This is a genomic window from Parasphingorhabdus sp. (assembly GCF_048269865.1).
Classification (GTDB): domain Bacteria; phylum Pseudomonadota; class Alphaproteobacteria; order Sphingomonadales; family Sphingomonadaceae; genus Parasphingorhabdus.
In genome coordinates, this window is the sequence record NZ_JBLWUA010000007.1 from 187,460 (window position 1) to 212,686 (window position 25,227).

Sequence of the window (25,227 nt, forward strand, 5' to 3'; positions counted from 1 at the left end):
TATTGAAAAGAATGTCCACTTTCTCTGCACAGCCTGTTTTGTTCCCCGGCGCAGGCCGGGGCCCAGAACAGTCGCTCCGCGGCCTCTTGAAACGCACCGCGAGGACTCGCCTAGACCCCGGCCTGCGCCGGGGAACAATATGGGAAATTCACTCCCCGCTAACCCGTCTGACCGGCACCGGGATATTGCAAATATCCGCCCCGCCAGCTGGCACGATAAAAAACGGATCGCGGCGATTGGCCCGGGCATCGGCATATTTTGCGAAGGTCTCACCTTCGGTAGACAGATATTCGAACCGCGGCTGGTCCGCTGCCGGCAGTTCGCTGGCCAGCCGGATCGAGGTGATCGGGACGCGCTTGCTCTTATCCTCGTAGAAGCCCAGCTGCCCCTTGCCGCGCGGCAGGCTGGAGAGATATTCGATCCCCTCGATAACGCGCCCGACCACGGCAATATTGCGATCAAGATGGCGCGGCGCATGGCCGATCACGGTGTACAATTCCGCGCCGCTGCCAGTATCGGGGGAATAGTTGCGGCCAACGCCGACGGCGCCGTAGCAGTGGACCGGAGAAGTTTGAGTATCTTTGGTGCCCACGGGCCAACCTTTGACGAAACTAGACCAATCGGCATATGGGTCGGTGTCGGACACGGTTCGTGAATCAAGCGCAGCAGCGTCGAGATCAGGATCGTCATATGTTCCTGGCGGTGTCTTTTTGAAGGCCTTTTCTGGGAGATTCTCCAGCTCGACTACATACTCGCTCTCCGGCACCGTCTCCAAACCCTCCGGCAAAGCCTTCTCTTCACTCGCATCCCCCCATTGCACGACATAATTGTCCTGCACCCGGTTGATGCTGGTGCCGTCCCACCAGTGCGCCTCCGCCAGCTTGCGGATATTGCGGATCCAGCCTTGCGAGAAGGGCGGCGGCATCAGCTGGATGACCACGCGGCGGGCATTGCCCTCTGAGTCCGGCGCAAGGTCCATGACCAGCAGGTCGCTCGGCGCAATCGCCACCCATTCCTCAGGCGCGGCCTGTTCGACGATCGCATTGGGGCTGGGATATTCCGGTTTTTCGGTTTCCTGGGCGAGGGCGGGGGCTGCAATGGCCAGCGCCGTGAGCGATGCGATGGAGAATAATCTGTTCATATAGGGGTCCCGCCTGATGCCGTTAGTCCTGAGCCTGTCGAAGGACGCCTCGCGTCTGGAGGCGGGGTTCGACAGGCTCACCCCTAACGGGTTTAATTTCAACAATCCGCTGTTCGCCACCCTAACCCCACACTATCGCTTGCGAAAGCGCCAATCCCGCATTAGGGAAGCGGCGCTGTCTGATATTCGACCGGATTCACGGGTCAGGCGGTGTTTGCGGAGCCGTGGCAGAGTGGTCGATCGCGCACGCTTGGAAAGCGTGTATAGGGCAACCTATCGAGGGTTCGAATCCCTCCGGCTCCGCCATTAATGCACTAAATTCATGGCCAATCTGACATTGCGTGAATTTACCCACCACTCAACCCACCATAAATTGCTCTCGCATACTACTCTTCGAACTACCCTCAGTCACATTCAGATTTGACGAGACGAATTGAAGTGTCCGGTACAATTGCCACCGGTGATCAAATTTGTACCTCGGATACGCAACCAAATTTGGAATATGGAGAGAGCTGATTCCCACTGGTTGTACCTCTCGCTCTTTGATTGACGATAACAGCGTCTTTTTGATCCGATAAATTCATCGATCCTATATCCGCTAATAATTTATAGGGTCACGGAGTATCGGATTCTAATTGGGCGGTTAGTGTATAAAGTGGCCTTGGTTTGGATATATTATTATGCTTGTCTGGCAGGCTTTTGGGCCAAAATGGATGGCCGTCTAGCTAACCGATTGTAGTAAGTCACTCCAACACACTGGCAGGTAGTGGGCGAGTTTGAAAATTGATCCACTACGGAAAATCTACAGCATGTGTAATTTTGGGAGGCACTTGGTATTCAGATAGTCTGCCTGACTTAACTTCGGGAAAAGAATCGTCCCAGCATTTGCGAGGGAAATGGCTTATTGAACTAGGTGAACTTCAAGCGATGCGGCTGGCTGAGAATTCCCAACTTAAATCTTTCATGACGCGGACCCAAGAGCGTTATCGACCACTGTATGGGCGTTGAGTGGCGGTAGCGCGTTTTCATTGGGACCACAAACAGCGAGCAGTACTTGGGTGATGAAACCAGTGCGCGAAGATTCTGGCCGGTGAAGGTTGCGGACCGAATTGACATGAAAGCATTGCAAAAAGACCGGGATCAATTGTTGGCGGAAGCATGTAGCTGGGCAGAGAGGTATTGGCCGGATCGTGACTTTGCAAAACAGTTAGCGCGCCAAGAGCAAGAGGAGCGATACGAGACAGATGGATAGGAGTAGACAGCCAATTCCCATCAGCGACAACGCGGACAAAGGCCTTTCCGCCCGCCATTTATATTTCCTTGGCTTTGCTGTTTTCGTGATCCGTCATCGGCGATCTCCCTTGTTCAAAACTAATGATCGCTGAACCGGACGATCAGCCAATCGACAATAAGGGACTTGGCCGTGCTAACGTTTCTGGGCCAGCCCCCGAAATTCCGAAACAAAGCCGGTAAAGAAATCCAGCTCTTCGGCTGTCAAACCTACGTCCAGCGCCCTTTCCCTGGCTGAATATCGGGCGGCGGCATCACCCTTTTTGATCGCGCAACCGAGGGTGAGAACTGCTGCGGTTCGCACGTCGAAGCTGCGTTCGCCCAACGCGGCATCTATATCGGCTCCAGAGAGCCCCGCATCGCGCGCGTCTTCCTCAGCCTTGGAAAGCGTATCCTCACAGCCGCAATCGTTAAGCAAGGCCAGTTTCAGCTGGCTTAATATCCGTTCGTATCCAGGATCAGCCATTGCAGGGTTGCACAGAGCGTAGACGCAGATGGTCAGACAGGTGATGCCTAACCACCGTAACCAATGCCACTGCAGTCAGGTTCAAAAGAGCTGCGGTGAGAGGACCGCTGCCGAAGGCTGCATTCACGATCGACTGCAGCTTGAACAAGGAGAACCGTAGATCGGGTTCGACAAATTTTGAATAAGTCCATTTCATGAGGAATTCCATGACCGCATTGGTGCCGCTGCCTTTCCAGGACGGCGGCACCATCAAGCGGCTCAGAAGTTGTAACTGATGCCGACCAGGGCCTGATGCTGGTCATACTGACCGCCATTGTTGCCGAAGTCGGTGTAGCGGTATTCGAGACGTGCACTGATGTTGTCGGTCAGCGTTCGTTCCACGCCTCCGCCGACAAGCCAGCCGTCCAGATTGTCGGATGCGTGAGACGTCGCATCATCAGAAACCAGTGTCGTGCGAACCCGGGTATTGGCATAGCCGCCGCGCACATATGTCAGCGTCTTGTCATTCACGAGGTAACCCGCACGCACCGTCAGATCGATGCTGTAGCGAGGATCGATCGTGACCAAATCGCCAGACGTCTGGGCGCGAACTTCATCATCAAATGCGCCGCTGAATCCGGCCTCTGCACCGATCACGAAGCGGTCACTGACCTTGTAATTATATCCAGCATAGCCGCCCAGCAAGACGGCATCGCGCGACACTTCGGCATCAACAGGCTGAGCATCGATCGTACGATCAGCCACTTCAGCTCTGTTCCAGCCCGCCTGAACACCAATATAGGGGCCGTCAAATTTATTTGCCTGCGCTGGCACTGCGATGAAGCCTGCAATGCTTGCGAGGGCCGTTAAGATTATTTTCGATTTCATTTCTAACTCCATATCTTGCCCCTTTAGCGGGGTCGGATATGCAGATAGGATCGTCCGGTATTCGTGATAATCGTTCTTAAATGAAAGATATTATTCCATTAAATGAAACGCTGAATCAATTGATAAAGCGGTTTGCCCGCAGCCTTTCAGCCGCAAAATCGACAAATGTCCTAACTTTGGCAGACGCATTTCTGCCTTCCGGATGGACGATATGAACCGGCAGAGGCTCTTCCTCATATTCCTCGAGAACCGTCTGAAGCTGGCCCGAAACCAGATCCGGCCCGACCTGATAGGATAGAACCCTGGTGAGTCCCCAACCGGATCGCGCCGCCTCGATTGCCGCAGGATTGGAATTGCAGAACAGACCCGGCGAGACCCGGACCGTTTCCTTTTCTTCTCGGCCAAATCTCCAGTCCAGCGAGGTCCAGGCGCTGGTTGCTGCAATTATCCGGTGCGTCGCCAGATTGGCAGGTCGTGCCGGGACACCCTCGCGATCGAAATATTCCGGAGCGCCGCAGACAACACGCCGGACGGATCCGACCTTGATCGCACTATAGCTGGAGTCAGGAAGGTGACCGATCCGGATGGCGACATCCAGACCTTCGTCAATTAGGTTGGTAACTCGATCCAGAAACACCAGACGGCCTGTCACCTCGGGATAGATATCGAGAAACTCGGTAACGATCGGCAGAATATATATCTGCCCGAACATCACCGAAGCCGTGATGGTCAAACTTCCGGTCGGCTTTGCAAAGGATCCGGATGCGGCGGCCTCCGCCTCTTCAACCGCGGCGAGGATCTGCCGGCAGTCTTCGACATAACGCGCGCCAATCTCGGTCAGTTTAACCGATCGCGTAGTGCGCGTGAGCAGACGGGCGCCGACTATGTCCTCCAGTCCCGCGACGGCGCGGCTCACTGCAGGCGGGCTCATATTTAGCTGGCGGGCCGTTTCCGCGAAACTTCCGCTATCGGCAATGCGCACCAGCACGCGCATGGCTTGGATCCGGTCCATTTTTTTCTCCTCCAGCAATGGAAGAGCGCAGATTATCGGCACAGCAGAGAGAAACAAGTCATATTGTTTCAATTTGCGAAATACTAAATTCAAAATAATCCCGGTTCTTACGGGAACTGGATTGCTCCACATAGGACCAACCGAACATATCGGTCCCATATAATCAGGAGTGATCCCATGAAACTTTACCACTTCCCACTTTCCGGCCACGCCCATCGGGCGCGTCTATTCCTCTCCCTAATCGATGCGGAGGTTGAAGTCATCGACGTCGATCTGGGCGCAGGCGAACATAAACAGCCCGACTATCTGAAGCTGAACCGTTTTGGTCAGGTTCCGGTTCTGGTCGACGGTGATACGGTCATCGCCGATTCCAACGCAATTCTGGTCTATGCCGCGAAGAAATTTGGCCGCACAGACTGGTTGCCTGAGAGCCCAGCCAAAGAAGCAGCGGTCCAGCGTTGGCTGTCGGTTGCCGCAGGACAGATTGCTTTCGGACCCGCCGCAGCGCGCTTGATAACTTTATTCGGCGCATCCTTCAGCCCGGACGAGGTGATTGGACGCGCGCACGATCTTCTGACCGTTATCGAGGCAGAACTGGCAGGCCGCGACTGGATCGCTGGCGGCCCAAAACCATCGGTCGCAGACGTTGCGCTCTACAGTTATATCGCGCGTGCGCCGGAGGGAAACGTCGATCTCTCTGGCTATTCCGAAGTGAACGCCTGGCTTTCCCGCATCGAAGCGCTGCCCGGCTTCGTGCCCTTTCAGCAGACCCCGATCGGGCTCGCCGCAGCGGCCTGACACCACTGGCGAGGCAACGCTTTCCGCCGCCACACGGGCGACCGGAAGCGCGGCCGGGGAGATCGAACCATGACTTTCAGCCTGATAGCTATGCCTGCCGCCGCGGAACTGGCCATGGATACTTTCCCACCGGATGGCGTCAGCCGCGAGCATGGCGATTTCGTTGCCCTTTGCAAGATCGCGGGCCTCTATCTGCTGATGTTGCTGCTCATATTCCAGTTTCCATCGGGTGGCCGCTCCACCGAAGCGCGATCAGACGCGGCCGCGCCAGTAGAATTCCCCTGTGAGGATTGGATTCAGCCTCCCCTCTCTCCCCACAAGATAAAGGATTGAACCATGTCACGTCCCCCATTGCCCCCGTTTGATGCAGACTCCGCTCGCGAGAAAGTGAGACTGGCCGAAGATGGCTGGAACAGTCGCGATCCAGACAAGGTTGCTCTGGCCTATACTGAAGATACCAGATGGCGGAATCGCGCCGAATTTCCCCGGGGCCGCGAAGAAGCCAGGAAATTTCTGGAGCGGAAGTGGGCGAAAGAGCTCGACTACCGGCTAATCAAGGAACTTTGGGCATATAGCGGCAATCGCATCGCGGTTCGCTATGCTTACGAGTATCATGATGACAGCGGAAACTGGTTTCGCGCCTATGGCAACGAGAATTGGGAATTTGCCGAAGACGGTCTGATGCATAGCCGTCATGCCAGTATTAACGAACGTCCCATCACAGAAGCGGAGCGTCTTTTCCGCTGGCCCCTCGGGCGGCGGCCTGACGATCATCCGGGTCTGTCCGAGCTAGGGCTTTAGCGGACTGCCGATATCTGCAGACAGTCTTCACGTGAGACAGCAGGATATGTTTGCGACCAATGACGAAAGACCTTCAACCCTTAATATTGGGCAGCCGCTACTCTCGGCCCTTCACCGCGATAGGTCCTCGGCGTTTTTCCTGACCATCGCTTGAAGGCACGGGTGAAGGAGCTTTGGTCCGAAAAGCCGGTCAGGAAGGCAACCTCCACCAGCGAATGGCTGGTTTCGCCGACGAGCTTGAGCGCAACTTCCCGTCGTGCCTCATCGACCAGGGATTGATAGCTGTGACCCAGATCCGACAGTCGGCGCTGCAAGGTACGGCTCCCCACGCCCAGATGGCGTGCCACATCCTCGAGGCGCGGCACGCCATCGCTCAGGCTGTTGGCAATCTGGATTACCACTTCGCGATCAATCCGATTCGGTTCGGTGGTGCGAAGGATTTCCTCCAGATGCTCGCGCAGAAATTTCCAGATATGCTGGTCACCGACGCGGTTTGGTCGATCCACGTCCTGTTGATGCATGATAATCGCGTCGACTTCAGCGCCGTGGGTCACCGGGCATTTGAAATGTTCTTCAAGTGGCCGCACATCGCCCACCGGCAGGTGAGTGAACTGGACACGCTTGGGATTGAACTCGTCGCCATTCGCATCGCGCCAAAGCGAGACAAAGGTTCCCAGCGCCGCTTCGTTCGACAGCTTCGCGCCGTCATTATCCGGGACCGGCTTACGGTTCATCCACCAGCATTCCGAACCTTTGTCCGCCAAGGCGAAGACGGAATAGGGATTGTAGAGCCTTGCATAGCGATCAAGCCGCTCGAATGATCGTCGCAGCGTAGGCGCCGATTTGATCGTCAGTCCGAGAGGCCCGAACTCCTCGCAACGCATCGAAGCCGATGTTCGCATGTGGAAGCTGATTTCCGGGCGTTCTTCCCGAGCCAATGTTTCAAACAGGAGGTGGTGCTGTTGCACAGGTATGTGGTTCGCAGGATCGGAGAGCACTTCGCGCGCTATGCCGATGCGCGCCAACGCTCGATTGGCGACCGCCTGCTCCGCCTGAGCAATCGCCTTACGGGCGAAAAGGCTCGAAACTTCTACCAATGTGCGTCCTGCCTGCCCCGCCGTTGCCGATTCAATGTTTCGTATAACCCATTTCTCGAAATTTGGCACACCAGGTCAAATTTTTGGCAGCCACGGTCAAGAACCATCGGCCTCTGTCGGCTTAATCCAGTCATCGTCAACTCTAGGGAAACTTCCGCCGAATCACACTAATTGATCTGTTGGTCCGGATATATGACCCGAGGCGAGTTGGCAGGTTGAAACACTTGCTGAGGAATGAATGATGAACCGCCCCCCTAAATCTTCGCGCAAGCTGGCATTTGCCTTGTTCGCGTCTATCGCAACAATTGGCATGGCTACCGGCAGCGCAGCCGCACAGGAAGAATCCCGCGCCGCAACCGCAACCCAACCGCCGGTCAACGACGGATTGCCGATGCCGGAATTCAAGATTGATCCTGCGACAACCGCGATCGTCATCACTGACCCGCAAAACGACTTTCTGTCGCCCAAGGGTGTGACCTGGGGTGTCGTGGGTGAAAGCATCACCAAGAACCGCACCGTTGAAAATCTGGGAGCACTTTTCAAGGTTGCCGATCAAACCGGCATGCCGGTGTTCGTCTCCCCCCACTATTATTTCAAACACGACCATCGCTGGCAGTTCGAAGGCACACTTGAAACGCTGATGCACTCCATCGGCATGTTCGACCGCCCCCATGCCCTGACCCTCGAAGCTTTTGAAGGTTCAGGTGCTGACTGGCTCGACCAATACAAGCCTTACATCAACAACGGTCGCACAGTCGTGACCAGCCCGCACAAGGTTTACGGGCCCGACAGCAACGACCTGGCCCTGCAGCTGCGCAAGGCAGGAATTTCCAAGGTAATTCTGGGCGGCATGTCCTCGAACCTTTGCACGGAATCGCACATGCGATCGCTGATCGAGGCAGGTTTTGAAGTCATGGTCGTTACCGATGCGACCGCCGGTGCGATCACCGAGTATTATAACGGTTACGACGCTTCGCTCGTGAACTTTCGCATGATTGCAAGTGCTGTCGACAACACCGACAACACGGTCAATGCGATCAGGGCTGCCTATCGCAGCAAATAACCCGCCCCTCTTAGTTTTCGGCTGGAGCCACTGACCCCTCTCCCCCTGCTCCAGCCGATCGGACGGTGACCGGGAACGCCTATTGCCCCTCGAACCCGGCTTCATCGGTCACCGTCCCCCCTTTGTCAAAACCCCAAGGAGATTAATTATGCGTATTTTTCCAACTAGCTTTGCCCTCGCCATCGCGCTTTCCGCAACCTTCGCGGCACCCGCTCATGCGGCTGACGAATATAATATTACCAATGGCTATACGCTGGATGGCGCCGGATTGGGCGTCCATGGCGTCGACACGGTTGTACTCAGCACGATGAGCGCTGTTGCGCCTGGCGAAGCAAGCCACGCGGTTGTTCACGATGGCGTGACCTATTATTTTGCGTCCGAACTGACTGCTGAACGCTTCAAATCCGATCCAGACCGTTATCTCCCGCAATATGGTGGTTTCTGTGCCTATGCGGTTGCGCTCGGCAAGAAACTCGATGGCGATCCGCGTTACGCGGACGTCGTTGATGGCAAGCTCTACCTCTTTGTCAACGCCGCTATTTTCCAGCGTTACCTCGCGGACAAGGAAAAAACCCTGCGTACGGCTGACGAGAAATGGCCCACCATCAAGCACAGCAAGGTCGAAGATCTCTGACCGCCGCGGGACGGCTGGCTATCCCCCAATGCCAGCCGCCCATTCCGGCATCTACCCCCTCCCGCTCGCGCCTTTCACCGGGCACGGACCCGTTCAAAGGACCAATTGAAATGATATCTTTCACCACCCACAACTTCGAAACCGCTTCCGAAGACGCACAGCCGTTGCTGAATGCCGCCAAAAGCGCATACGGCTTTGTCCCCAACCTGCTGGGAACCATGGCCGAGGCCCCGGCTCTGCTAGAAGGCTATATGACGCTGGCAGGCATTTTCGACAAAACCGATCTGTCAGAAACCGAGCGCCAAATCATTCTGATGACGAATAACAGGTTGAACGGCTGCCATTATTGCATGGCTGCCCACACTTCCATTTCTCAAGGTGCTGGTGTCCCTGGAGATATAATTGAAGCCCTGCGCACCGATACGCCGATCGGTGACCCGAAACTCGAGGCGCTTCGTACCTTCGCCGCCGTGATCAATGAAACACGCGGCTGGCCTGAAACTTCAGATATCGAGGCATTTCTTGGCGCGGGCTACACCCGAAAGAATATCCTGGAGGTGATTCTCGGTACGGCCCTCAAGGTTCTGTCGAACTATACCAACCATCTCGCTGCGACCGAACTGGATGGCGCATTTGCGCCGAACGCCTGGTCTGCCGACCTTGTCAACATAGGCTGATGCCGGGAAAATCTGGCCCATCCCGCCACTCAAACACTCGGAACCCCTCGGGAAGGTGTCCGCGTCTGCTTCGACCGCGAGACCACCCGTTGATCGGATTTTACCGCTACTTCAGGAGACCTGACAAATGACTAGACTATTACGCATCGATGCCAGCGCGCGGATCACGCGATCCCTTACCCGGGAACTGGCCGACAGATTCACGCAAAGCTGGCGTGAGCGGCGTCCGCTGGATGAGATTGTCCTGCGCGACGTCGGCGCCAATCCGCCTCCAATCATCACTGAAGACTGGATTGCAGCGGCTTTTGCAATGGACCGGTCTAACGATGAGCAACGGCTTCTTGCGCTTTCAGACGAACTGATTGCCGAAGTGGCCAGTGCCGACATCATGGTCATGGCAACGCCGATGTATAACGACGGCATGCCCGCCGCGCTCAAAGCGTGGTTTGACCAGGTTGTGAGAATCGACAAGACTTTTACCTTCGACCTTAGCCGCGGCGATGCCCCACTTGAGCCGATATTTGCGGGCAAGACGCTCATCCTGCTCACTTCATGGGGGGAATTCGGCTTCGCCGCTGGAGAGCCGAATGAAGGGCGCGACAGCTTGACTCCGCATGTGCGCACGGCATCGCGCTATCTTGGCGTGGAGACAATTCACCAGGTCGGGATCGAATATCAGGAGTTTGGCGACAAACGCTTTGAAGCCTCGCGCAAAGCCGCCTTTGCAGCGCTCGATCCCTTGGTCGAAACAGTGATCACTGCGCTCGGGCTGAACTCAGACCGCAGCAAGTCGGCAGCATGACCACTCGGCTTGAAGAAAGTGCTGTTGCGGCACCCGCAGCCGATGGGGACGCCCCCGAAAGGCTTCCGAAGAATTGATCGGCAAAGCCGAGTGCCCGGGTTTTCGCCGTCTCCGTCTTGCCCTCTCTAAAATCATCAGGATCTGTTTTCATGACAAGTCAAACGGTACTCACCAACAGCCACAGACCTATATCCGGTGCAGCTGAATTCGATTTCGATGTCGCCATCATTGGCGCCGGCACTGCCGGAATGTCGGCCTATCGTGAAGCTTCGCAATATAGCGATCGCGTTGCACTGATCGATGGCGGGCCTCTGGGCACAACATGTGCGCGCGTGGGATGCATGCCTTCCAAACTCCTGATCGCAGCAGCCGAGGCAGCGCATGCGGGTTCTAGGGCTCCCATCTTCGGGGTCCGATATGACGAGCCGTCGATCGACGGCAAAGCCGTGATGAAACGGGTACGCAGCGAGCGTGACCGCTTTGTCGGATTCGTCACAGAGGCTGTCCATGGCTTCGACAAGGGCGAGATAATAAGGGAATATGCCCGCTTCGAAGAGGATCACACGCTTCGGTTGAGCAGCGGACGCAAGATTTCTGCCCGCACGATCGTTATCGCCACCGGTTCGCGACCTGCCATACCACAAGCATTATTCGCTGCTGGCGAAAGACTAATCGTCAATGATGATATTTTTGACTGGACCGATCTGCCTGATTCGGTCGCGGTATTCGGGGCCGGTGTGATCGGGCTGGAATTGGGCCAGGCGCTGCACCGCCTGGGAGTACGCGTGCGTCTTTTCGCCAGAGATGGTCTGGCCGGGCCACTTACTGACCCAGTGGTGCGCCAATATGCGACCGACACTTTTTCTGGCGAGTTCCCGGCCATCTTGCACGCTGACACCCAGATTGCGCGCAAAGGGGAAAAGATCGCGGTGCGCTGGGGCGAAGCGCCAGATCAGGAAGCAAGCTTCGACTATCTGGTCGCGGCCACTGGTCGCAGGCCCAATATCGACAAAATCGGAATCGAGAATACCAGCCTGCCGCTCGGAAAGACGGGCGTGCCTCAATATGACCCCTTGTCCGGCCGCGTTGGCAACACCCATATATTCATTGCCGGCGATGCCGCGCTTGACCTTCCGCTCCTACATGAGGCGGCAGATGAAGGCCGCTTGGCCGGAGAGAACGCAGCGCGCTTTCCACATTCATACAGACGATCTCGCCGCACCCCGATCGGCATCGTTTTCTCCGATCCGCAAATTGCGATGGTCGGGGCCAGCCATGCCTCGCTCATGGCAAGGCCGGGATGCCACTTCGCGACCGGAGAAATTTCATTTGAGGATCAGGGCCGTGCCCGCGTTATGGATGTCAACAAGGGCATCCTCAGGCTTTATGCCGAACACGGCAGCGCACGGTTTCTGGGAGCCGAAATGATCGGGCCGTCAGCTGAACATATGGCGCATCTGCTGGCGTGGTCCATTCAGGCCAACATGACCGTAGAGCAAATCCTGCAAATGCCGTTTTACCACCCGGTGCTGGAAGAGGGCGTGCGCACAGCCTTCAGAAATCTGAACCATGCTCTCGGATTTGGCCCCAATCCTCCGCTGGGATGTATTGATTGCGGGCCGGGTGCCTGATCCATGGGCTTTTACGGAATCATCACGAATATTGCGCCGCAAGACAAATTGCGGGCCGAACAACCCGCTACCGATCCCGACATACATTTCCGCACCGGCGGTTCTTTTCTAACGGCTGGATTATATTTGGTCGCAGCGCTGATTTTGATGGTTGGCAAACCTTTCTGATGATTCCCAATTTGAAGGAGTAGATTATGAAACAATATATACGCATTGCATTAGGCACCACTGTTGCCATTATCGGCTGGGTCGCGCTGGTATTCATTGGCTCCAGTGAGGGATGGTTGCACGAGCCAATAACGGCCTCCCGTTCGCCAGATGGGTTTATGGTTGCAGCCGAAAAAATCATCGATGAAGAACCTAATGGCAATATTGCAATGGTGCTCGTCGAAAAAGGCGACGTGGCAGATAGCCACTATCGTTCATCGGGTGCCTCCGTTGATGGAAACACTGTTTTTCAAGTTGCTTCGCTAAGCAAGTGGCTCACTGCCTGGGGTGTGATGGTTCTGGTAGAAGATGGCCTGATCGACATTGACGCACCTGTCTCGCAATATCTCACGCGTTGGCAATTGCCCGACAGTGAATTTGATCATTCAAAAGTCACCATCCGCAGACTTCTCAGTCATACCGCAGGCCTTGACGACAGTCTCGGCTATAATGGATTCGACACGGTCGACGAGGTGCAGACACTTGAGGACTCGTTGACGCGCGCCAAGGATGCTTCACCCGGGAAGAGCGGGATTGTAAAAGTCGGGAATGAACCGGGCAAGGAATGGAGCTATTCCGGTGGCGGATACACGCTTTTGCAACTGGTTATCGAGGAAGTGTCAGGTCTTTCATTTGCCGACCATATGAAACAAAGCGTGTTCCAACCGCTGGGAATGACACGAACGACATTTGATCATTCCGAAGCGATTGAGATGGGACTTGCCGAGAATCTCACCTTGGATGGTCGTAGCGAGCCTTTCCGCTGGTACACTGCGCTTGCAGCTACCTCGCTTTTTACATCGCCGGCCGACATGGCGAAATTTATCGAAATACAGGCGCCAGAGGGAAAGCAATCTGTACTTTCCAAAAAGATGCTTGCCATGATGGCGACCCCTCACGCTTCGTCACTGGGCGCGGATATTTGGGGATTGGGCGTGATGTTATACGCCCCGAACAACAACGGCGGCTTTGTCATTGGCCATGACGGAAACAATGAGCCAGCAATCAATACCGCCGTCAGACTCGATCCGGCCACTGGCGATGGAATCGTTGTTCTGGAGACCGGCAGCGCCCTGCTGGCTACAAAGCTCGCAAGCGAATGGGTGTTCTGGAAAACCGGCAACGTCGATAATCTGGCATTCGCAATGTTGCTGGACACCATGTTCCTTTGGATATTGATCGGGAGCGTTGTGATTCTATTGATCGGAATAGTCATCGGGTGGCGAAAATGGCGCAACGTGCAAAACAAATAGAACTGGTCGAAGCAGAGTTCCCTTGCGTGTTATTCTAATGACCGCTTTTGCGCCCGTAGCCGACATTGGATCGGACTAACGCTGCGAACAATCGTCATGTGGAGCATCAGCAGATGTTCGAGCGATAAGAGGATCATTGACGGGCCGACCCATCCCCGCCCAATTGGATCGGCTCGTCAGCACTCGCTTGAAGCTGGAGATCGCTGTCGATGCCACCCGCACCGGGACACCCGATATACCAAGCAAACTTACCGGAGCCGATCAGCATGCGGGTGAACGATGCCTGCCGCTTTACCGGAATCAGCCGCAGCACACTCTATCTGCTCATCGCCAGCGGTGAGATCGCGATCATCAAGCTTGGCGCATCCACCCTGGTTGTGACCGAAAGCCTGAGGCGCTTCATCAACAAAAAGCGGTGAGGCGCTTCCTGACAGATCAGGTCAAACCAACGGCGCCGTAGTTTAGAAAACCGCCGGACAATCTGGACAAGATTTGGCGTTTCGCGGATAAGGATATCACACCGGCTTAGACCATAGGCTGATGCGTGTGGTAACGAAGATTCGGGCCTGAGAACCTGCAAGTCATTACAAATACTTGCAAAATTTTTCCTAAGACCTCCGGCTCCGCCATTTCCCTATATTTCGTCGATCATCTCGGCCAGCGTCGCCAGGCATTCGCGGGCCAGGAGGGTGCAGCGTTCCGGGGACCAGCCTTGTTCGGGGTCCGGCAGATCGCGATTGTCCTTGAACGGCATTTCCAGAGTCATCGTGACCGCGCCGAATCGCTCGGCCAGCTGATTGGTCGACATCGACAGATTGGCCTTGCCCTTCGCCGCGGTCGGATAGCCGAGTTCGGTCTGGAAATCCGGGGTGCGCTGGGCCAGGCGATCGCGGTAGCCGTGATACTTTTCCAGCTGCGCGTCGGTGATCGAGGGGATGCCTTCGAAGCCGGCGATGAACACCGCCGGGATCGCTTCATCTCCGTGCACATCCATCGCAAAATGCAAGCCGCTCCGGTCCATCGCATTGCGCACGCACAGCACTTCCGGAGATTTCTCGGCGGTCGGCTCGTTCCACTCGCGGTTGAGATTGGTTCCGGCAAAATTGGTTCGTAAATGCCCTCGGCACGAACCATCTGGGTTCATATTGGGCACGATATGGAAGCGGCATTTCTGCAGCAGCAGCCGCGCGTGCGGATCGGCGGGATCGGTGAGCATTTCCAGCGCGCCTTCCATCCACCATTCGGCCATGCTTTCGCCGGGATGCTGGCGGGCGTAGAGCCAGACCTGCTTGTCGCCGCTGCCGAGTTCCAGACAGTCGATCGGCTGGCCTTCCAGGCTATGGCCGAGTGTCTGGACCGTGACCCCTTCAAAGCCCGCGGTTTCGGCGATCAGGTCGTGATGGCGCTCGATGCTGTAGGGCGCGAAATAGGCAAACCAGACGAGATTGCTGCTGGCGGTGTAGCGAATCGACAGGGTGCCGCTTTCCTCGTCATAGCGGCTCGCGGCGCGGCCCCAATATTCCCGGTCCTCGCTGACGCACGCGTCATAGTCGGGCCAGCCCTGCGGATAGGCGGAGTCCTTCAGCCCACCGATATTCAATTCCAGTTCGTCGCCAATCTCGCAGGCGACGCGGAAATGAAACCACTGGAAGAAATCGCTGTCCTTGTCCTTGCGGATCGAAAGCTCTGCTGTGGTGCCATCAATGGCATGAACTTCGATATTGCCGCTATCGAATGCGCTGGTGATTTGAATGGTCATGGGACCCTGATAGTGGTTCCGGACACTCCGGGGAAGTCCTTGAATAGGGCGGCCGCCAATTTCGATGCCGCCAGTCCGGGCTGCGCTGCCGGTGAGCCCTGCTTGGCCTCCACCGATGCCCGGCCTTCCCAGACGACACTGGCATTGTCCCGCCGGCTGATGCGGACCGACAATTCGGTGACGATCCTGTCTTTCGGTCGACCGCCAAGATTGATGCCGATGCCCAGACCGAGACCGGAACCATAGCTGCCGGTGCTGCCGCCGACGCCCACCGATACCGGCGAACGTGATCCGGCAGCGGTCAACACGGCCCGGTCGATCGTGTAGCGCACAACATATTCGCTGGATTCCGCATCGCCAAACGGATCGGTAAAGCCGAGACGCTGCAATTCCCGCAATATGGCGGCGGAATAGGTTCCATATTCAAGTTCGCGACTGTCTCCCGGATCGGCGATACTGGCGTTGATCTCGACAGTGCCCGGCACGATCGGGACGACCTCCGCGTTGTGAAAGCGTGTGACGTCCACCGGCGGGGTCGTGGCTGCGCACCCCGATACCAGTATCCCTGCAGCCGCTAGTGCCGCCAATGATCGAAATCCGGCCATAAACTTGCTCCTCTAAGCACCCGATAATAGTCTATTAGCCCAAATTTGTGAGTGCCACGGTAAAAAATTGCATCGCTCTTAGCCCCCGGTTAAACCATCGGAGATATCCGGGCGATGAACAGCCGCGTTTGAACAGACAAGGGAACAGGGCAATAATGGCGAAACCATTCACTATCTTGGTCACCGGCGGTGCCGGCTATATCGGCAGCCACGCGGTACTCGCCTTGCGGGACGCCGGCTGGCCGGTCGCGGTGATCGACAACCTGACCACCGGATTTCGCTGGGCGGTCCCGGAAGACGTTGCCTTTTATGAAGGTGATATTGAGGATTCCGATCTGCTCGCCCAAATCATCAAGGACGAGAATATCGGCGCAATCATGCATTTTGCCGGCTCGATCATCGTGCCGGAATCCGTCGAAAACCCGCTCAAATATTATCACAACAACAGCGCCAAAAGCCGCAGCCTGATCGAATCGGCGATCGAGGGCGGTGTGCATCATTTCATCTTTTCCTCAACCGCCGCGACCTACGGCATTCCCGAAGAAAGCCCGGTCAGCGAAAGCACGCCGCAGCTGCCGATCAACCCCTATGGCATGTCGAAGCTGATGACCGAGCATATGTTGCGCGATGTTGCCGCTGCGCATGATATGAACTTCTGCGCCTTGCGCTATTTTAATGTGGCGGGTGCCGATCCCGAAGTCCGGACCGGCCAGTCTACCGCAGGCGCCACCCATCTGATCAAGGTCGCAGTGGAAGCGGCGCTCGGCAAGCGCGACAGCGTCGCGGTCTTTGGCACCGATTATGATACGCCCGATGGCACAGGGGTACGCGACTATATCCATGTCTCCGACCTGGCCAACGCCCATGTGCTGGCGCTGGAAGCGCTGATCGCCGATCCGGATCGCAATCATCTGCTGAATTGCGGCTATGGCCGCGGATTTTCGGTGCTGGAGGTGCTCGATGCTGTCGATCGAGTCACCAACATGAAAATCGAGCGCAAAATGGAAGGCCGGCGCGCGGGCGACCCCGATTCGCTGATTTCCGACAACCGGGCGATCATGGAGCGCTTCCCCTGGCAGCCGAAACACGCCGATCTCGACGAAATTGTCGCCCATGCGCTGGCCTGGGAGCGCAAACTGGTCGAAATTCGCGGAGAATAAAGCTGATCGCTTGACTTTGGCCGCCGCCGACCCTAATTGCCCTGCTTCAACGCAGCATGGCTGCTTTCAAGAAATTCAGATAATCAAGGCGTGGTACCAAAATGAAAGTCCGCAACTCTTTGAAGTCGCTTAAAAACCGTCACCGGGACTGCCGCGTTATCCGTCGCCGTGGTCGCACCTATGTGATCAACAAGACGAATCGCCGGTTCAAGGCGCGTCAGGGCTAAGCTGTCTGCTGGCAGGAGTTCTGCCATCTCCAAAATCGACACCGTCATCTTCGATATAGGCAATGTCCTGTACCGTTGGGATTTGCGCTGCCTGTTCGAAAAGCTGATCGACGATCCGCAAGAGCTGGAATGGTTTCTGGCCCATGTTGTCACGCCGGAATGGCATTTTCAGCATGACGCCGGCCGCCCCTTTGCCGACATGGTCGCAGAGCGCAGCCGCGAATTTCCGCAATATGCCGAGCATATTCTGGCTTATTCGAAACGGTTTCCGGAAACGATACCGGGGCCGGTCGAAGGCTCACTTGAAATCGTCCGCGCCTTGGCGGCACGTGACATTCCTCTGTTTGCGATCAGCAATTTCGGTGCCGAATCCTGGGCCCAGTTTCGCCCCTCTGCACCGATATTCGGGCTCTTCTCGGATATTGTCATCTCCGGCCAGGAAAAGATGATCAAGCCTGACCGGGAGATTTTTGAACTGGCGTTGCAACGCTTTGCCAGAAGCCCTGAGCAATGCCTGTTTATCGATGACCGGCTCGACAATGTCGAAACGGCGGAAGCGCTTGGCGTGACCGCCCATCATTTCATCGATTCACCCGCGCTGGAACGCCAGCTGACGCTCTTGGGCCTGCTCTAGCTGCGCTTGAGTTCATCTCCGGTCAGCCGCACGATATGCAGCAGATTGGTCGAACCCGGGGTGCCAAAAGGCACGCCCGCACAGACAATGAGCCGCGACCCTGCGGTGCCCAGCTTGTGACGCAGCGCCATGCGCTTCGCCTTTGCAATCATTTCCTCAAAGTCTCTGACGTCACGAGTGACCACGGCATAAGCGCCCCACAGCAAGCCGACACGGCGAGCTGTGTGGCGATTCGGGGTCAGCACCAGCAGCGGCACCGACGGCCGTTCGCGGGCCATGCGGCGAGCGGTAGAGCCCGACGAGGTGTAGCAGACAATGGCAGACGTCTCGACGGTCCGGGCGATATTATAACTGGCGGCGGCCAGCGCATCGGCGGTTGTTTCGTCGGGCACGGTTTCCGTGAAATGTACCCGATCCGCGTAGGACGGATCATTTTCGACCTGTGCGGCGATCCGGTCCATCATCGTGGCGGCCTCGATCGGCCAGTCACCGACAGCCGATTCGGCCGATAGCATGATCGCGTCGGCACCGTCGTAAATGGCAGTGGCGACATCCGACACCTCGGCCCGCGTCGGGGTGGGCGACTTGATCATCGATTCCAGCATCTGGGTGGCAACAACCACCGGACGGCCGAGTTTGCGGGCTGCGGCAACGATCTTTTTCTGCAGCGGCGGCACCTGCTCGGGCAGCAGTTCCACGCCCAGATCGCCGCGCGCCACCATCACGGCATCGGACAGCTCGAGTATCTCGTCCAGCCGGTCAATGGCGGCGGGCTTTTCAATCTTCGCGAGCAAGGCAGCCTTGCCGCCGATCAATCGCCGTGCCTCGGCGACATCTTCCGGACGCTGGACGAAGCTGAGCGCCACCCAGTCAACATCCTGTTCGAGAGCGAAAGTCAGATCCTTGCGATCCTTTTGGGTCAGCGAACTGACCGGCAGCACCACTTCCGGAACATTGACGCCCTTGCGGTCCGAAATTTCGCCGCCGACAATGACCTTGGTTTCAACGCTCTTGCCGTCGGCCTTCGTCACTTCCAGCCGGATCTTTCCGTCGTCCAGCAGCAGCGTGTGCCCTGGTTCGAGAGTACTCAATATTTCCTTGTGAGGCAGGCTGACCCGTGTTGCATCGCCCTTTTTCTTCAGCATATCGAGCGTGAAGCGCGCGCCTTCTTTCAGCATCACCGGGGGGTTGGCGAATGTTGCTATCCGCAGTTTCGGACCCTGCAGATCGGCGAGGATGGTGATCGGCCGGCCAACCTTCTTTTCCAGCGCCCGGATCGTTTTGACATTGGCGGCATGGGCTTCATGCTCGCCGTGGCTCATGTTCATCCGGAAGGCGTCGACGCCGGCCCGGTACATTTTCTCGATCATTTCGGGACTGCCACTGGACGGCCCCAGCGTGGCCAGTACTTTGACCTTGCGGTTGCGGGAAAAGATCGGCGATGCCATTTATAAATTCCTTAGTGGCGCTTTACCTGCGCCTTGCCTATTCCTGTTTCATGACAGGTTAAAAACAAAAAACAACGGAAACAACCATGACTGACCAAATATCTGACGCCGCTGCGGCTGCTGCCTTCCGCCGGCTGGTAAATCATCTGCAGCACCGCCATGATGCGGAGAATATCGATCTGATGGGGCTCGCCGGTTTCTGCCGCAACTGTCTCGCCGACTGGGTGATGGAGGCGACCAATGACGCGGGGGGCGAGATGACCAAGGACGAGGCGCGCGAAGCCATTCACGGCATGCCGGTGAATGAATGGAAGAAAAAATATCAGACCGAGGCGACGCCGGAGCGGCTCAAAAAGATGAAGGAAAGCGTGGCCAAAAACGCCGCCGCCTCTTAAAGACCGACTTCGAATCTGAACATCAAGATCAAGGGAATCACAGAATGAGCGAAGGCAATGTTGCCGCAGACCAGTTGCGTCTGTTTATCGAACGCATCGAACGGCTGGAAGAAGAGAAAAAGGGCATGGCGGACGATATTCGCGATGTATATTCCGAAGCCAAGTCGCAGGGCTATGACGCCAAGATCATGCGCCAAATCGTCCGCCTGCGGAAGATGGAGACCCACGACCGGCAGGAAATGGAAGCGATTCTGGACACCTATAAAGCGGCGCTTGGCCTCGCCTGATGATCGAAGTCCGGTCAGCGTCGGTTGATGATGCTGGCCGTTGTGCGGAAATCTACGCGCCCTTCGTGACCGATAGCTGGGTCAGCTTTGAATTGGACCCGCCCGGCGCGGAGGAAATGGCGGTCCGCATTGCCCAGGCCCGGCAATCGCATGACTGGCTGGTTGTCGAATCCGGCGGCATCCTGTGTGGATATGCCTATGGCGCCCAACATCGCACAAGGGGCGCCTATCAAACCAGTTGCGACGTTGCAGTCTATGTTGATCCCGGCCACAGCCGCCAGGGCCTGGGGCAGGCCCTTTATGAAGCACTGTTGCCAAGGTTGAAAGCCAGGAAAATACACGCCGCCTTTGCCGGCATCGCGCTGCCCAATCAGGCCAGCATTGCGTTGCACCGGGCTTTCGGTTTTGAACCGGTCGGCACCTACCGCGAAGCCGGCTGGAAAATGGGCGGCTGGCGCGACGTCGCCTGGTATCAGCGGTTGCTCTGACGACCGCGGCAGATTAGCGTACGGATCCCGGCAGCCAGGAACAGGATCCAGCGATATGATTGTCACCACCACTCCCTCTATCGAAGGCCATGCGATCCGCGATTATCGCGGAATCGTGATTGGCGAGGTCATTGTCGGAGCCAACCTGTTCCGCGACCTTTTCGCCAGCATCACCGATATCGTCGGCGGCCGATCCGGCAAATATGAAAATGTCCTGAAGCGGGCGCGAGACGAAGCGCTGGCCGAGATGGAGGCCGAGGCGGCAAAGGTCGGGGCCAATGCCGTGGTCGGCGTTGATCTGGACTATGAGGTCGTCGGTGAAAAAGGGTCGATGCTGATGGTCTCGGCGTCGGGCACTGCGGTGGTGGTCGGTTAACCTGCAGGTTGCATCACCAGCATGTAGATCAGGCCGCTGGTCGCCAGCAGATTATAGACCATGTGCATGATGATATTGGCCCACCAGCCATGGCGGATCCGGGCATAGCCCCAGATCAGGCCGCCGACCAGTTGCGGCAGGACGAAAGGCAGGGCAGCCGCCGGATTTTCGCCGGCATAGTTGAACACGTGCACGAATCCGAACACTAGCGCCTGACCCCAGAAGACGAGCGGGAATATCCGGACATACCAGTGCGGCACAGGCGATTTCCAGAAGCGGATCAGGCCTAAAATAACCGCCAGCAAGAGCACGGACATCAAAACGAGCGGCGCGTTTTGTCCGAGATTCGCAAGTTCGGGTTGCTGGAGCAGATAGGACCCGCCGAGCCACGCAAGCAGGCCGGCAAGAATGACCAGCCATCGCCCGGTGCCGACAATCCACTCCCGAAAGATCAATTCCTCGGAAATCGGGCCGACGATCACGACCAGCGCTATGATTTGCCACAGCGGACGGTCGAACAGCGCCGCCATGTCACTCGACATCTCGACGCCCAAAAGCGTCATGACCGGGAAAAGGACGGCGGCGATCGCCGCAACCACCAGACCGTTGAGCAGCAAAAGCCATGCGACATCTGCGGCGCGTCGCTCTTGGCCGGTGGCCGGGAGAGCCGGTACAGGCGCGCGGAGAAAAGCGATCAGATCAACGGCAGTTGACCGCAATCGACCGATCGACCATCCAATGGTTGAGTTGGGCTCAAACATGCGCCAAAGAGCCTCGATAAGAGAATAAAAGGTAACGGACGAATCGTATGGCAGGCCATAGTAAATTTAACAATATCAAGCACCGCAAGGGCGCGCAGGACAAGAAACGCGCGGCGCAATTTTCGAAACTCTCGCGCGAGATCACCGTGGCGGCCAAATCCGGCATGCCGGATCCGGATTTCAACCCGCGCCTGCGGCTCGCGGTCAACAGCGCCAAGGCGGTGTCGATGCCGAAGGACAATATCCAGCGTGCGATCGACAAGGCTTCGGCGAACGAAGGCGATGACTTCACCGAGGTGCGCTACGAGGGTTTCGGGCCCGGTGGTGTGTCGCTGATTATCGAGACATTGACGGACAATAATAACCGCACTTTCACCAATGTTCGTACCATTATGTCGCGAAATGGTGGCAATCTGGGAGAAAGTGGGTCGGTTTCGCACGGTTTTGACCGGGTCGGCTATATCCACTATCCGGCCAGCGCCGGCGACGAGGAAAAGGTTCTCGAAGCGGCGATGGAAGCGGGTGCAGAAGATATTTCCTCCGACGAAGACGGCCACGAAATCTGGACCGCCATGGAAGACCTGCACGAAGTGTCCGGTGCCCTCGAAAAAGCACTCGGCGAAGCGGAAAGCGTCAAGCTCGCCTGGCGGCCTTCGGTCCAGGTTGAAGTGGATCAGGAGCAGGCGGAAACCCTGCTGAATCTGATCGATCTGCTCGAAGAGGACGACGACGTCCAGACCGTCTGGGGCAATTATGACGTGTCCGACGAAATCATGGAAAAACTGAACGCCGGCTGATGGCGGAACGCGCCGCCAAAGCCGCACTCGCCGGAGTGATCGTAGCTCTGGCGCGCGGAACCCGACGCCGAAAATATCGCGCTGCGGGCCAAGCCAATATTTGGCGTTATGCTTCCATTTCTTCCACTATTCCTGCTGACGCTCAGCCTGGATCAGCCGGTGATCGTCGTTGGTCCCCGCCTTGGGCTACCAGTCTGAAATGATCATTCTCGGCCTCGATCCGGGTCTTGGCACCACCGGCTGGGGGGTCATCGTCGCTGACGGCAATCGCCTGTCCCATATCGCCAATGGCCAGATCAAGACCGATTCCAAAATGGCTTTGGCCAGCCGCTTGCTCAAGCTCGACCTCGAACTGACCGATCTGCTGCTGGAATATAAGCCGGATGCCGCGGCGGTCGAGGAAGTGTTCGTCAACAGCAATCCGCAGAGCACGCTGAAACTGGGACAGGCGCGCGGCGTGGTGCTGCTCGGCGCATCGCGCTCGGGCCTGGAGGTGGGCGAATATTCGGCGCGGACGGTGAAGAAATCCGTGGTAGGCGTCGGCAAGGCCGACAAGGATCAGGTGCAGGCGATGCTGCGGATCTTGCTCCCCGGCGTAAAACTGGCCGGGGCGGATGCCGCCGATGCGCTGGCAGTGGCCGTCACCCATGCGCATCACCGGAAGAGATAGTCCAGCGCACCGTTCACCCTGAGGCTGTCGAAGGACCATGGAACGCGCGAAGAAAAAGAACAAAACAAAAACTCGACAGATTCGCCTGCTGCGCTAAAACACGCTCATGATCGCAAAACTGACCGGAACCATCGACGAAATCGGCCTGGATAACATCGTGCTCGATGTGCAGGGCGTCGGCTATCTGGTCTTCTGCTCCTCGCGCACGATCACGGCGATCGGGGGGGTCGGCGATGGCGCGACCATCTATACCGAGATGCAGGTCAGCGAGACCGACATGCGGCTGATGGGCTTTGCCAGCGGCTCGGAGCGGGACTGGTTCCGGCTGCTGATCTCGGTGCAGGGCGTCGGCGGCAAAGTCGCGCTGGCGATCTTGTCCGCGCTGGAACCGGGCGAGATTTCGCGGGCCGTGGCGACGGGCGACAAGGCAATGGTCACGCGGGCCAATGGCGTCGGACCAAAGCTGGCGCTCCGGATAGTCAACGAGCTGAAGGACAAGGTCGGCGGCATTGCGGTTGATCCGGTAAAGGGCGCGGGTGGCGTCGTGCACGCGCCCTCAAGCAACAGCGCCGACGCGGTCAGCGCGCTGCAGAATCTGGGCTTCAAGCCGGCGGAAGCCAGCGCGGCGGTGGCAGCAGCAGATGCCGAGGCCGGCGATGGGGCGACACTGGATGCGCTGGTGCGGCTGGCGTTGAAAAAGGCAGCGCGGTGATGGCTTCATATTCTCGTCATCCTGAACTCGTTTCAGGATCCCAACGGGCCTCGCGCCGTGCTTGCCAAATCGCACCAGATGCTGAAACGAGTTCAGCATGACGAATGAGCTGGGCAACGATCGCATGGTCTCCGCCGAACGCAAAGTCGAAGACATCGACGCCGCTTTGCGCCCAAAATCGCTCGACGAATTTATCGGGCAGGAAGCGGCGCGCGGCAATTTGCGGGTGTTTATCGAGGCGGCCAGGGGACGCAGCGAGGCGCTGGATCATGTCTTGTTCTTTGGGCCGCCGGGGCTGGGCAAGACCACGCTGGCGCAGATTATTGCGCGGGAGCTGGGGGTCGGGTTTCGCGCGACATCGGGGCCGGTCATCGCCAAGTCCGGTGATCTGGCGGCGCTGCTGACCAATCTCGAGGAAGGCGATGTCCTTTTTATTGACGAGATTCACCGGCTCAATCCGGTGGTCGAGGAAGTGCTCTATCCAGCGATGGAGGATCGCGCGCTGGATCTAATCATCGGCGAGGGGCCATCGGCGCGCTCGGTGCGGATCGACTTGCCGGCCTTCACCCTGATCGGGGCGACCACGCGGCAGGGATTGCTGACCACGCCGCTGCGCGACCGGTTCGGGATTCCGGTGCGGCTTAATTTCTATTCCACAGAGGAACTGGAACAGGTGGTCCACCGGGCGGCGCGGCTGCTTGATCTTGATATTGCTCCGGATGGCGCAACCGAAGTGGCTCGCCGCGCTAGAGGTACACCGCGGATCGCCGGCCGTCTGCTCCGCCGGGTGCGGGATTTTGCCAATGTCGCAGGCACCAAGATTGTTGACCGCAAGGTCGCGGATGAATCGCTGACCCGGCTGGAGGTCGATAGCATCGGCCTTGATGCCATGGACCGGCGCTATCTGCATATGATCGCCGATATCTACAAGGGCGGTCCGGTGGGGGTCGAAACGCTGGCTGCCGGCCTCTCGGAGCCGCGCGATACGATCGAGGAAGTGATTGAGCCCTATCTGATCCAGCTGGGCCTGATCGCGCGCACGGCGCGTGGCCGGGCGCTGAATGACCGCGGCTGGAAGCATCTGGGATTGTCCCCGCCAGCGGGGAAGGAAGTGGACGGCGAATTGTTCGATTGAGTTCATCCTCTCCCCTTGCGGGAGAGGATACCAA

Annotated in this window: 32 protein-coding genes and 1 tRNA gene; 24 read left to right on the forward strand and 9 right to left on the reverse strand. The window is 57.5% G+C overall.

The genetic code is table 11. From position 1 onward, the window contains the following. Nucleotides 1-148: 148 nt before the first annotated feature. A complete protein-coding gene (locus ACN0WW_RS11315; protein ID WP_417612486.1) occupies nucleotides 149-1,141 on the reverse strand; it encodes a peptidylprolyl isomerase in 993 nt (330 codons plus the stop codon). A gap of 218 nt (nucleotides 1,142-1,359) precedes the next feature. On the opposite strand from ACN0WW_RS11315, the gene ACN0WW_RS11320 reads away from it, so the two are divergent. The 3 genes from ACN0WW_RS11320 (at nucleotide 1,360) to ACN0WW_RS11330 (ending at nucleotide 2,393) form a co-directional block, all read left to right on the forward strand. Then, nucleotides 1,360-1,447 (forward strand) — tRNA-Ser (locus ACN0WW_RS11320). 477 nt (nucleotides 1,448-1,924) lie between these two features. Beyond that, nucleotides 1,925-2,149, forward strand: a complete 225-nt coding sequence (locus tag ACN0WW_RS11325; protein ID WP_417612488.1) for a VapE domain-containing protein — start codon at nucleotides 1,925-1,927, stop codon at nucleotides 2,147-2,149. A gap of 19 nt (nucleotides 2,150-2,168) precedes the next feature. Further along, nucleotides 2,169-2,393, forward strand: coding sequence for a VapE domain-containing protein (locus tag ACN0WW_RS11330; RefSeq protein WP_417612641.1), 225 nt, complete (start codon nucleotides 2,169-2,171; stop codon nucleotides 2,391-2,393). A 174-nt stretch (nucleotides 2,394-2,567) separates the two neighbouring features. Here ACN0WW_RS11330 and ACN0WW_RS11335 read toward each other — a convergent pair whose 3' ends face one another. The 3 genes from ACN0WW_RS11335 to ACN0WW_RS11345 all read right to left on the reverse strand — a co-directional run bounded on the left by ACN0WW_RS11335 (nucleotide 2,568) and on the right by ACN0WW_RS11345 (nucleotide 4,776). Continuing rightward, complete coding sequence (locus tag ACN0WW_RS11335) at nucleotides 2,568-2,897, reverse strand: hypothetical protein (RefSeq protein ID WP_417612490.1); 330 nt, start codon at nucleotides 2,895-2,897, stop codon at nucleotides 2,568-2,570. Between the two features lie 258 nt (nucleotides 2,898-3,155). Continuing rightward, nucleotides 3,156-3,764 carry an outer membrane protein gene (locus ACN0WW_RS11340; RefSeq protein WP_417612492.1) on the reverse strand — a complete coding sequence of 203 codons (609 nt, stop codon included), beginning with the start codon at nucleotides 3,762-3,764 and terminating at the stop codon, nucleotides 3,156-3,158. A 115-nt stretch (nucleotides 3,765-3,879) separates the two neighbouring features. After that, nucleotides 3,880-4,776 (reverse strand): LysR family transcriptional regulator, encoded by an 897-nt coding sequence (locus tag ACN0WW_RS11345; protein ID WP_417612494.1) that lies wholly within the window; start codon nucleotides 4,774-4,776, stop codon nucleotides 3,880-3,882. A gap of 177 nt (nucleotides 4,777-4,953) precedes the next feature. On the opposite strand from ACN0WW_RS11345, the gene ACN0WW_RS11350 reads away from it, so the two are divergent. From ACN0WW_RS11350 to ACN0WW_RS11360, 3 genes are all read left to right on the forward strand, one after another. Further along, entirely contained in the window at nucleotides 4,954-5,574 is a 621-nt protein-coding gene (locus ACN0WW_RS11350) for a glutathione S-transferase family protein (RefSeq protein WP_417612496.1), read from the forward strand. Nucleotides 5,575-5,643: 69 nt separating this feature from the next. Continuing rightward, complete coding sequence (locus ACN0WW_RS11355) at nucleotides 5,644-5,907, forward strand: hypothetical protein (RefSeq protein ID WP_417612498.1); 264 nt, start codon at nucleotides 5,644-5,646, stop codon at nucleotides 5,905-5,907. Between the two features lie 3 nt (nucleotides 5,908-5,910). Beyond that, entirely contained in the window at nucleotides 5,911-6,375 is a 465-nt protein-coding gene (locus ACN0WW_RS11360) for a DUF1348 family protein (protein ID WP_417612500.1), read from the forward strand. An 80-nt stretch (nucleotides 6,376-6,455) separates the two neighbouring features. On the opposite strand, the gene ACN0WW_RS11365 is transcribed toward ACN0WW_RS11360, so the two are convergent. Next, nucleotides 6,456-7,472: an AraC family transcriptional regulator ligand-binding domain-containing protein gene (locus tag ACN0WW_RS11365; RefSeq protein ID WP_417612502.1), complete on the reverse strand. Its 1,017-nt coding sequence runs from the start codon at nucleotides 7,470-7,472 to the stop codon at nucleotides 6,456-6,458. A 238-nt stretch (nucleotides 7,473-7,710) separates the two neighbouring features. Between ACN0WW_RS11365 and ACN0WW_RS11370 the strand changes: the two genes are divergently transcribed. The 7 genes from ACN0WW_RS11370 (at nucleotide 7,711) to ACN0WW_RS11400 (ending at nucleotide 14,158) form a co-directional block, all read left to right on the forward strand. Further along, complete coding sequence (locus tag ACN0WW_RS11370; RefSeq protein WP_417612504.1) at nucleotides 7,711-8,535, forward strand: isochorismatase family protein; 825 nt, start codon at nucleotides 7,711-7,713, stop codon at nucleotides 8,533-8,535. Between the two features lie 148 nt (nucleotides 8,536-8,683). Beyond that, entirely contained in the window at nucleotides 8,684-9,169 is a 486-nt protein-coding gene (locus ACN0WW_RS11375; protein ID WP_417612506.1) for a YHS domain-containing (seleno)protein, read from the forward strand. Then, nucleotides 9,130-9,846, forward strand: coding sequence for a carboxymuconolactone decarboxylase family protein (locus ACN0WW_RS11380; protein WP_417612508.1), 717 nt, complete (start codon nucleotides 9,130-9,132; stop codon nucleotides 9,844-9,846). The genes ACN0WW_RS11375 and ACN0WW_RS11380 overlap by 40 nt, the downstream gene beginning before the upstream one ends. Before the next feature lie 127 nt (nucleotides 9,847-9,973). Next, entirely contained in the window at nucleotides 9,974-10,648 is a 675-nt protein-coding gene (locus ACN0WW_RS11385) for an FMN-dependent NADH-azoreductase (protein WP_417612510.1), read from the forward strand. A gap of 149 nt (nucleotides 10,649-10,797) precedes the next feature. After that, complete coding sequence (locus ACN0WW_RS11390; RefSeq protein WP_417612512.1) at nucleotides 10,798-12,279, forward strand: dihydrolipoyl dehydrogenase; 1,482 nt, start codon at nucleotides 10,798-10,800, stop codon at nucleotides 12,277-12,279. 194 nt (nucleotides 12,280-12,473) lie between these two features. After that, nucleotides 12,474-13,739 (forward strand): serine hydrolase domain-containing protein, encoded by a 1,266-nt coding sequence (locus tag ACN0WW_RS11395; RefSeq protein WP_417612514.1) that lies wholly within the window; start codon nucleotides 12,474-12,476, stop codon nucleotides 13,737-13,739. Nucleotides 13,740-14,005: 266 nt separating this feature from the next. Next, nucleotides 14,006-14,158, forward strand: coding sequence for a helix-turn-helix domain-containing protein (locus ACN0WW_RS11400; RefSeq protein ID WP_417612516.1), 153 nt, complete (start codon nucleotides 14,006-14,008; stop codon nucleotides 14,156-14,158). A 215-nt stretch (nucleotides 14,159-14,373) separates the two neighbouring features. Here the strand turns inward: ACN0WW_RS11400 and ACN0WW_RS11405 are convergent, their stop codons facing one another. Both ACN0WW_RS11405 and ACN0WW_RS11410 read right to left on the reverse strand, forming a co-directional pair. Beyond that, nucleotides 14,374-15,498 carry a M14-type cytosolic carboxypeptidase gene (locus ACN0WW_RS11405; protein WP_417612518.1) on the reverse strand — a complete coding sequence of 375 codons (1,125 nt, stop codon included), beginning with the start codon at nucleotides 15,496-15,498 and terminating at the stop codon, nucleotides 14,374-14,376. Continuing rightward, entirely contained in the window at nucleotides 15,495-16,103 is a 609-nt protein-coding gene (locus ACN0WW_RS11410) for a DUF4136 domain-containing protein (protein WP_417612520.1), read from the reverse strand. Before ACN0WW_RS11410 ends, ACN0WW_RS11405 begins: the two co-directional genes overlap by 4 nt. 155 nt (nucleotides 16,104-16,258) lie before the next feature. Here ACN0WW_RS11410 and galE point away from each other — a divergent pair, with 155 nt between their 5' ends. The 3 genes from galE (at nucleotide 16,259) to ACN0WW_RS11425 (ending at nucleotide 18,124) form a co-directional block, all read left to right on the forward strand. Further along, the gene (galE, locus tag ACN0WW_RS11415) at nucleotides 16,259-17,263 is read left to right on the forward strand and encodes a UDP-glucose 4-epimerase GalE (protein WP_417612522.1); all 1,005 of its coding nucleotides are present in this window, start codon (nucleotides 16,259-16,261) and stop codon (nucleotides 17,261-17,263) included. A 101-nt stretch (nucleotides 17,264-17,364) separates the two neighbouring features. Further along, a complete protein-coding gene (gene ykgO / locus ACN0WW_RS11420; protein ID WP_011415100.1) occupies nucleotides 17,365-17,490 on the forward strand; it encodes a type B 50S ribosomal protein L36 in 126 nt (41 codons plus the stop codon). 46 nt (nucleotides 17,491-17,536) lie between these two features. Continuing rightward, nucleotides 17,537-18,124 (forward strand): HAD family hydrolase, encoded by a 588-nt coding sequence (locus ACN0WW_RS11425; protein WP_417612643.1) that lies wholly within the window; start codon nucleotides 17,537-17,539, stop codon nucleotides 18,122-18,124. Here ACN0WW_RS11425 and pyk read toward each other — a convergent pair. After that, nucleotides 18,121-19,572 carry a pyruvate kinase gene (gene pyk / locus ACN0WW_RS11430; RefSeq protein ID WP_417612525.1) on the reverse strand — a complete coding sequence of 484 codons (1,452 nt, stop codon included), beginning with the start codon at nucleotides 19,570-19,572 and terminating at the stop codon, nucleotides 18,121-18,123. The genes ACN0WW_RS11425 and pyk overlap by 4 nt on opposite strands. 86 nt (nucleotides 19,573-19,658) lie before the next feature. Here pyk and ACN0WW_RS11435 point away from each other — a divergent pair, with 86 nt between their 5' ends. The 4 genes from ACN0WW_RS11435 to ACN0WW_RS11450 are packed head-to-tail and all read left to right on the forward strand — an operon-like array spanning nucleotide 19,659 to nucleotide 21,118. Next, nucleotides 19,659-19,967, forward strand: coding sequence for a DUF1244 domain-containing protein (locus ACN0WW_RS11435; RefSeq protein WP_417612527.1), 309 nt, complete (start codon nucleotides 19,659-19,661; stop codon nucleotides 19,965-19,967). A 44-nt stretch (nucleotides 19,968-20,011) separates the two neighbouring features. Continuing rightward, on the forward strand, nucleotides 20,012-20,254 hold the full coding sequence (locus tag ACN0WW_RS11440; protein ID WP_089133566.1) for a DUF2312 domain-containing protein: 243 nt from the start codon (nucleotides 20,012-20,014) through the stop codon (nucleotides 20,252-20,254). Further along, nucleotides 20,254-20,742 (forward strand): GNAT family N-acetyltransferase, encoded by a 489-nt coding sequence (locus ACN0WW_RS11445; protein WP_417612529.1) that lies wholly within the window; start codon nucleotides 20,254-20,256, stop codon nucleotides 20,740-20,742. The genes ACN0WW_RS11440 and ACN0WW_RS11445 overlap by 1 nt, the downstream gene beginning before the upstream one ends. 55 nt (nucleotides 20,743-20,797) lie before the next feature. Continuing rightward, entirely contained in the window at nucleotides 20,798-21,118 is a 321-nt protein-coding gene (locus ACN0WW_RS11450) for a heavy metal-binding domain-containing protein (protein ID WP_417612531.1), read from the forward strand. On the opposite strand, the gene ACN0WW_RS11455 is transcribed toward ACN0WW_RS11450, so the two are convergent. After that, complete coding sequence (locus ACN0WW_RS11455) at nucleotides 21,115-21,879, reverse strand: type II CAAX prenyl endopeptidase Rce1 family protein (protein ID WP_417612533.1); 765 nt, start codon at nucleotides 21,877-21,879, stop codon at nucleotides 21,115-21,117. The genes ACN0WW_RS11450 and ACN0WW_RS11455 overlap by 4 nt on opposite strands. 47 nt (nucleotides 21,880-21,926) lie before the next feature. Between ACN0WW_RS11455 and ACN0WW_RS11460 the strand changes: the two genes are divergently transcribed. From ACN0WW_RS11460 to ruvB, 4 genes are all read left to right on the forward strand, one after another. Further along, nucleotides 21,927-22,676 carry a YebC/PmpR family DNA-binding transcriptional regulator gene (locus ACN0WW_RS11460; protein ID WP_417612535.1) on the forward strand — a complete coding sequence of 250 codons (750 nt, stop codon included), beginning with the start codon at nucleotides 21,927-21,929 and terminating at the stop codon, nucleotides 22,674-22,676. Between the two features lie 199 nt (nucleotides 22,677-22,875). After that, a complete protein-coding gene (ruvC, locus tag ACN0WW_RS11465) occupies nucleotides 22,876-23,346 on the forward strand; it encodes a crossover junction endodeoxyribonuclease RuvC (RefSeq protein ID WP_417612537.1) in 471 nt (156 codons plus the stop codon). Between the two features lie 106 nt (nucleotides 23,347-23,452). Next, nucleotides 23,453-24,058, forward strand: a complete 606-nt coding sequence (ruvA, locus tag ACN0WW_RS11470; RefSeq protein ID WP_417612539.1) for a Holliday junction branch migration protein RuvA — start codon at nucleotides 23,453-23,455, stop codon at nucleotides 24,056-24,058. A 97-nt stretch (nucleotides 24,059-24,155) separates the two neighbouring features. Then, on the forward strand, nucleotides 24,156-25,193 hold the full coding sequence (ruvB, locus tag ACN0WW_RS11475) for a Holliday junction branch migration DNA helicase RuvB (RefSeq protein ID WP_417612541.1): 1,038 nt from the start codon (nucleotides 24,156-24,158) through the stop codon (nucleotides 25,191-25,193). The last annotated feature ends 34 nt before the right edge of the window (nucleotides 25,194-25,227 follow it).

Excerpts from the sequence above, each read along its gene's own strand:
- ACN0WW_RS11315 (WP_417612486.1), bottom strand. The coding sequence starts at position 1,141 with ATGAACAGATTATTCTCCATCGCATCGCTCACGGCGCTGGCCATTGCA.
- ACN0WW_RS11335 (WP_417612490.1), bottom strand. The coding sequence starts at position 2,897 with ATGGCTGATCCTGGATACGAACGGATATTAAGCCAGCTGAAACTGGCC.
- ACN0WW_RS11340 (WP_417612492.1), bottom strand. The coding sequence starts at position 3,764 with ATGAAATCGAAAATAATCTTAACGGCCCTCGCAAGCATTGCAGGCTTC.
- ACN0WW_RS11345 (WP_417612494.1), bottom strand. The coding sequence starts at position 4,776 with ATGGACCGGATCCAAGCCATGCGCGTGCTGGTGCGCATTGCCGATAGC.
- ACN0WW_RS11350 (WP_417612496.1), top strand. The coding sequence starts at position 4,954 with ATGAAACTTTACCACTTCCCACTTTCCGGCCACGCCCATCGGGCGCGT.
- ACN0WW_RS11355 (WP_417612498.1), top strand. The coding sequence starts at position 5,644 with ATGACTTTCAGCCTGATAGCTATGCCTGCCGCCGCGGAACTGGCCATG.
- ACN0WW_RS11360 (WP_417612500.1), top strand. The coding sequence starts at position 5,911 with ATGTCACGTCCCCCATTGCCCCCGTTTGATGCAGACTCCGCTCGCGAG.
- ACN0WW_RS11370 (WP_417612504.1), top strand. The coding sequence starts at position 7,711 with ATGATGAACCGCCCCCCTAAATCTTCGCGCAAGCTGGCATTTGCCTTG.
- ACN0WW_RS11375 (WP_417612506.1), top strand. The coding sequence starts at position 8,684 with ATGCGTATTTTTCCAACTAGCTTTGCCCTCGCCATCGCGCTTTCCGCA.
- ACN0WW_RS11380 (WP_417612508.1), top strand. The coding sequence starts at position 9,130 with ATGGCCCACCATCAAGCACAGCAAGGTCGAAGATCTCTGACCGCCGCG.
- ACN0WW_RS11385 (WP_417612510.1), top strand. The coding sequence starts at position 9,974 with ATGACTAGACTATTACGCATCGATGCCAGCGCGCGGATCACGCGATCC.
- ACN0WW_RS11390 (WP_417612512.1), top strand. The coding sequence starts at position 10,798 with ATGACAAGTCAAACGGTACTCACCAACAGCCACAGACCTATATCCGGT.
- ACN0WW_RS11395 (WP_417612514.1), top strand. The coding sequence starts at position 12,474 with ATGAAACAATATATACGCATTGCATTAGGCACCACTGTTGCCATTATC.
- ACN0WW_RS11400 (WP_417612516.1), top strand. The coding sequence starts at position 14,006 with ATGCGGGTGAACGATGCCTGCCGCTTTACCGGAATCAGCCGCAGCACA.
- ACN0WW_RS11405 (WP_417612518.1), bottom strand. The coding sequence starts at position 15,498 with ATGACCATTCAAATCACCAGCGCATTCGATAGCGGCAATATCGAAGTT.
- ACN0WW_RS11410 (WP_417612520.1), bottom strand. The coding sequence starts at position 16,103 with ATGGCCGGATTTCGATCATTGGCGGCACTAGCGGCTGCAGGGATACTG.
- galE (WP_417612522.1), top strand. The coding sequence starts at position 16,259 with ATGGCGAAACCATTCACTATCTTGGTCACCGGCGGTGCCGGCTATATC.
- ykgO (WP_011415100.1), top strand. The coding sequence starts at position 17,365 with ATGAAAGTCCGCAACTCTTTGAAGTCGCTTAAAAACCGTCACCGGGAC.
- pyk (WP_417612525.1), bottom strand. The coding sequence starts at position 19,572 with ATGGCATCGCCGATCTTTTCCCGCAACCGCAAGGTCAAAGTACTGGCC.
- ACN0WW_RS11435 (WP_417612527.1), top strand. The coding sequence starts at position 19,659 with ATGACTGACCAAATATCTGACGCCGCTGCGGCTGCTGCCTTCCGCCGG.
- ACN0WW_RS11440 (WP_089133566.1), top strand. The coding sequence starts at position 20,012 with ATGAGCGAAGGCAATGTTGCCGCAGACCAGTTGCGTCTGTTTATCGAA.
- ACN0WW_RS11445 (WP_417612529.1), top strand. The coding sequence starts at position 20,254 with ATGATCGAAGTCCGGTCAGCGTCGGTTGATGATGCTGGCCGTTGTGCG.
- ACN0WW_RS11450 (WP_417612531.1), top strand. The coding sequence starts at position 20,798 with ATGATTGTCACCACCACTCCCTCTATCGAAGGCCATGCGATCCGCGAT.
- ACN0WW_RS11455 (WP_417612533.1), bottom strand. The coding sequence starts at position 21,879 with ATGTTTGAGCCCAACTCAACCATTGGATGGTCGATCGGTCGATTGCGG.
- ACN0WW_RS11460 (WP_417612535.1), top strand. The coding sequence starts at position 21,927 with ATGGCAGGCCATAGTAAATTTAACAATATCAAGCACCGCAAGGGCGCG.
- ruvC (WP_417612537.1), top strand. The coding sequence starts at position 22,876 with ATGATCATTCTCGGCCTCGATCCGGGTCTTGGCACCACCGGCTGGGGG.
- ruvA (WP_417612539.1), top strand. The coding sequence starts at position 23,453 with ATGATCGCAAAACTGACCGGAACCATCGACGAAATCGGCCTGGATAAC.
- ruvB (WP_417612541.1), top strand. The coding sequence starts at position 24,156 with ATGACGAATGAGCTGGGCAACGATCGCATGGTCTCCGCCGAACGCAAA.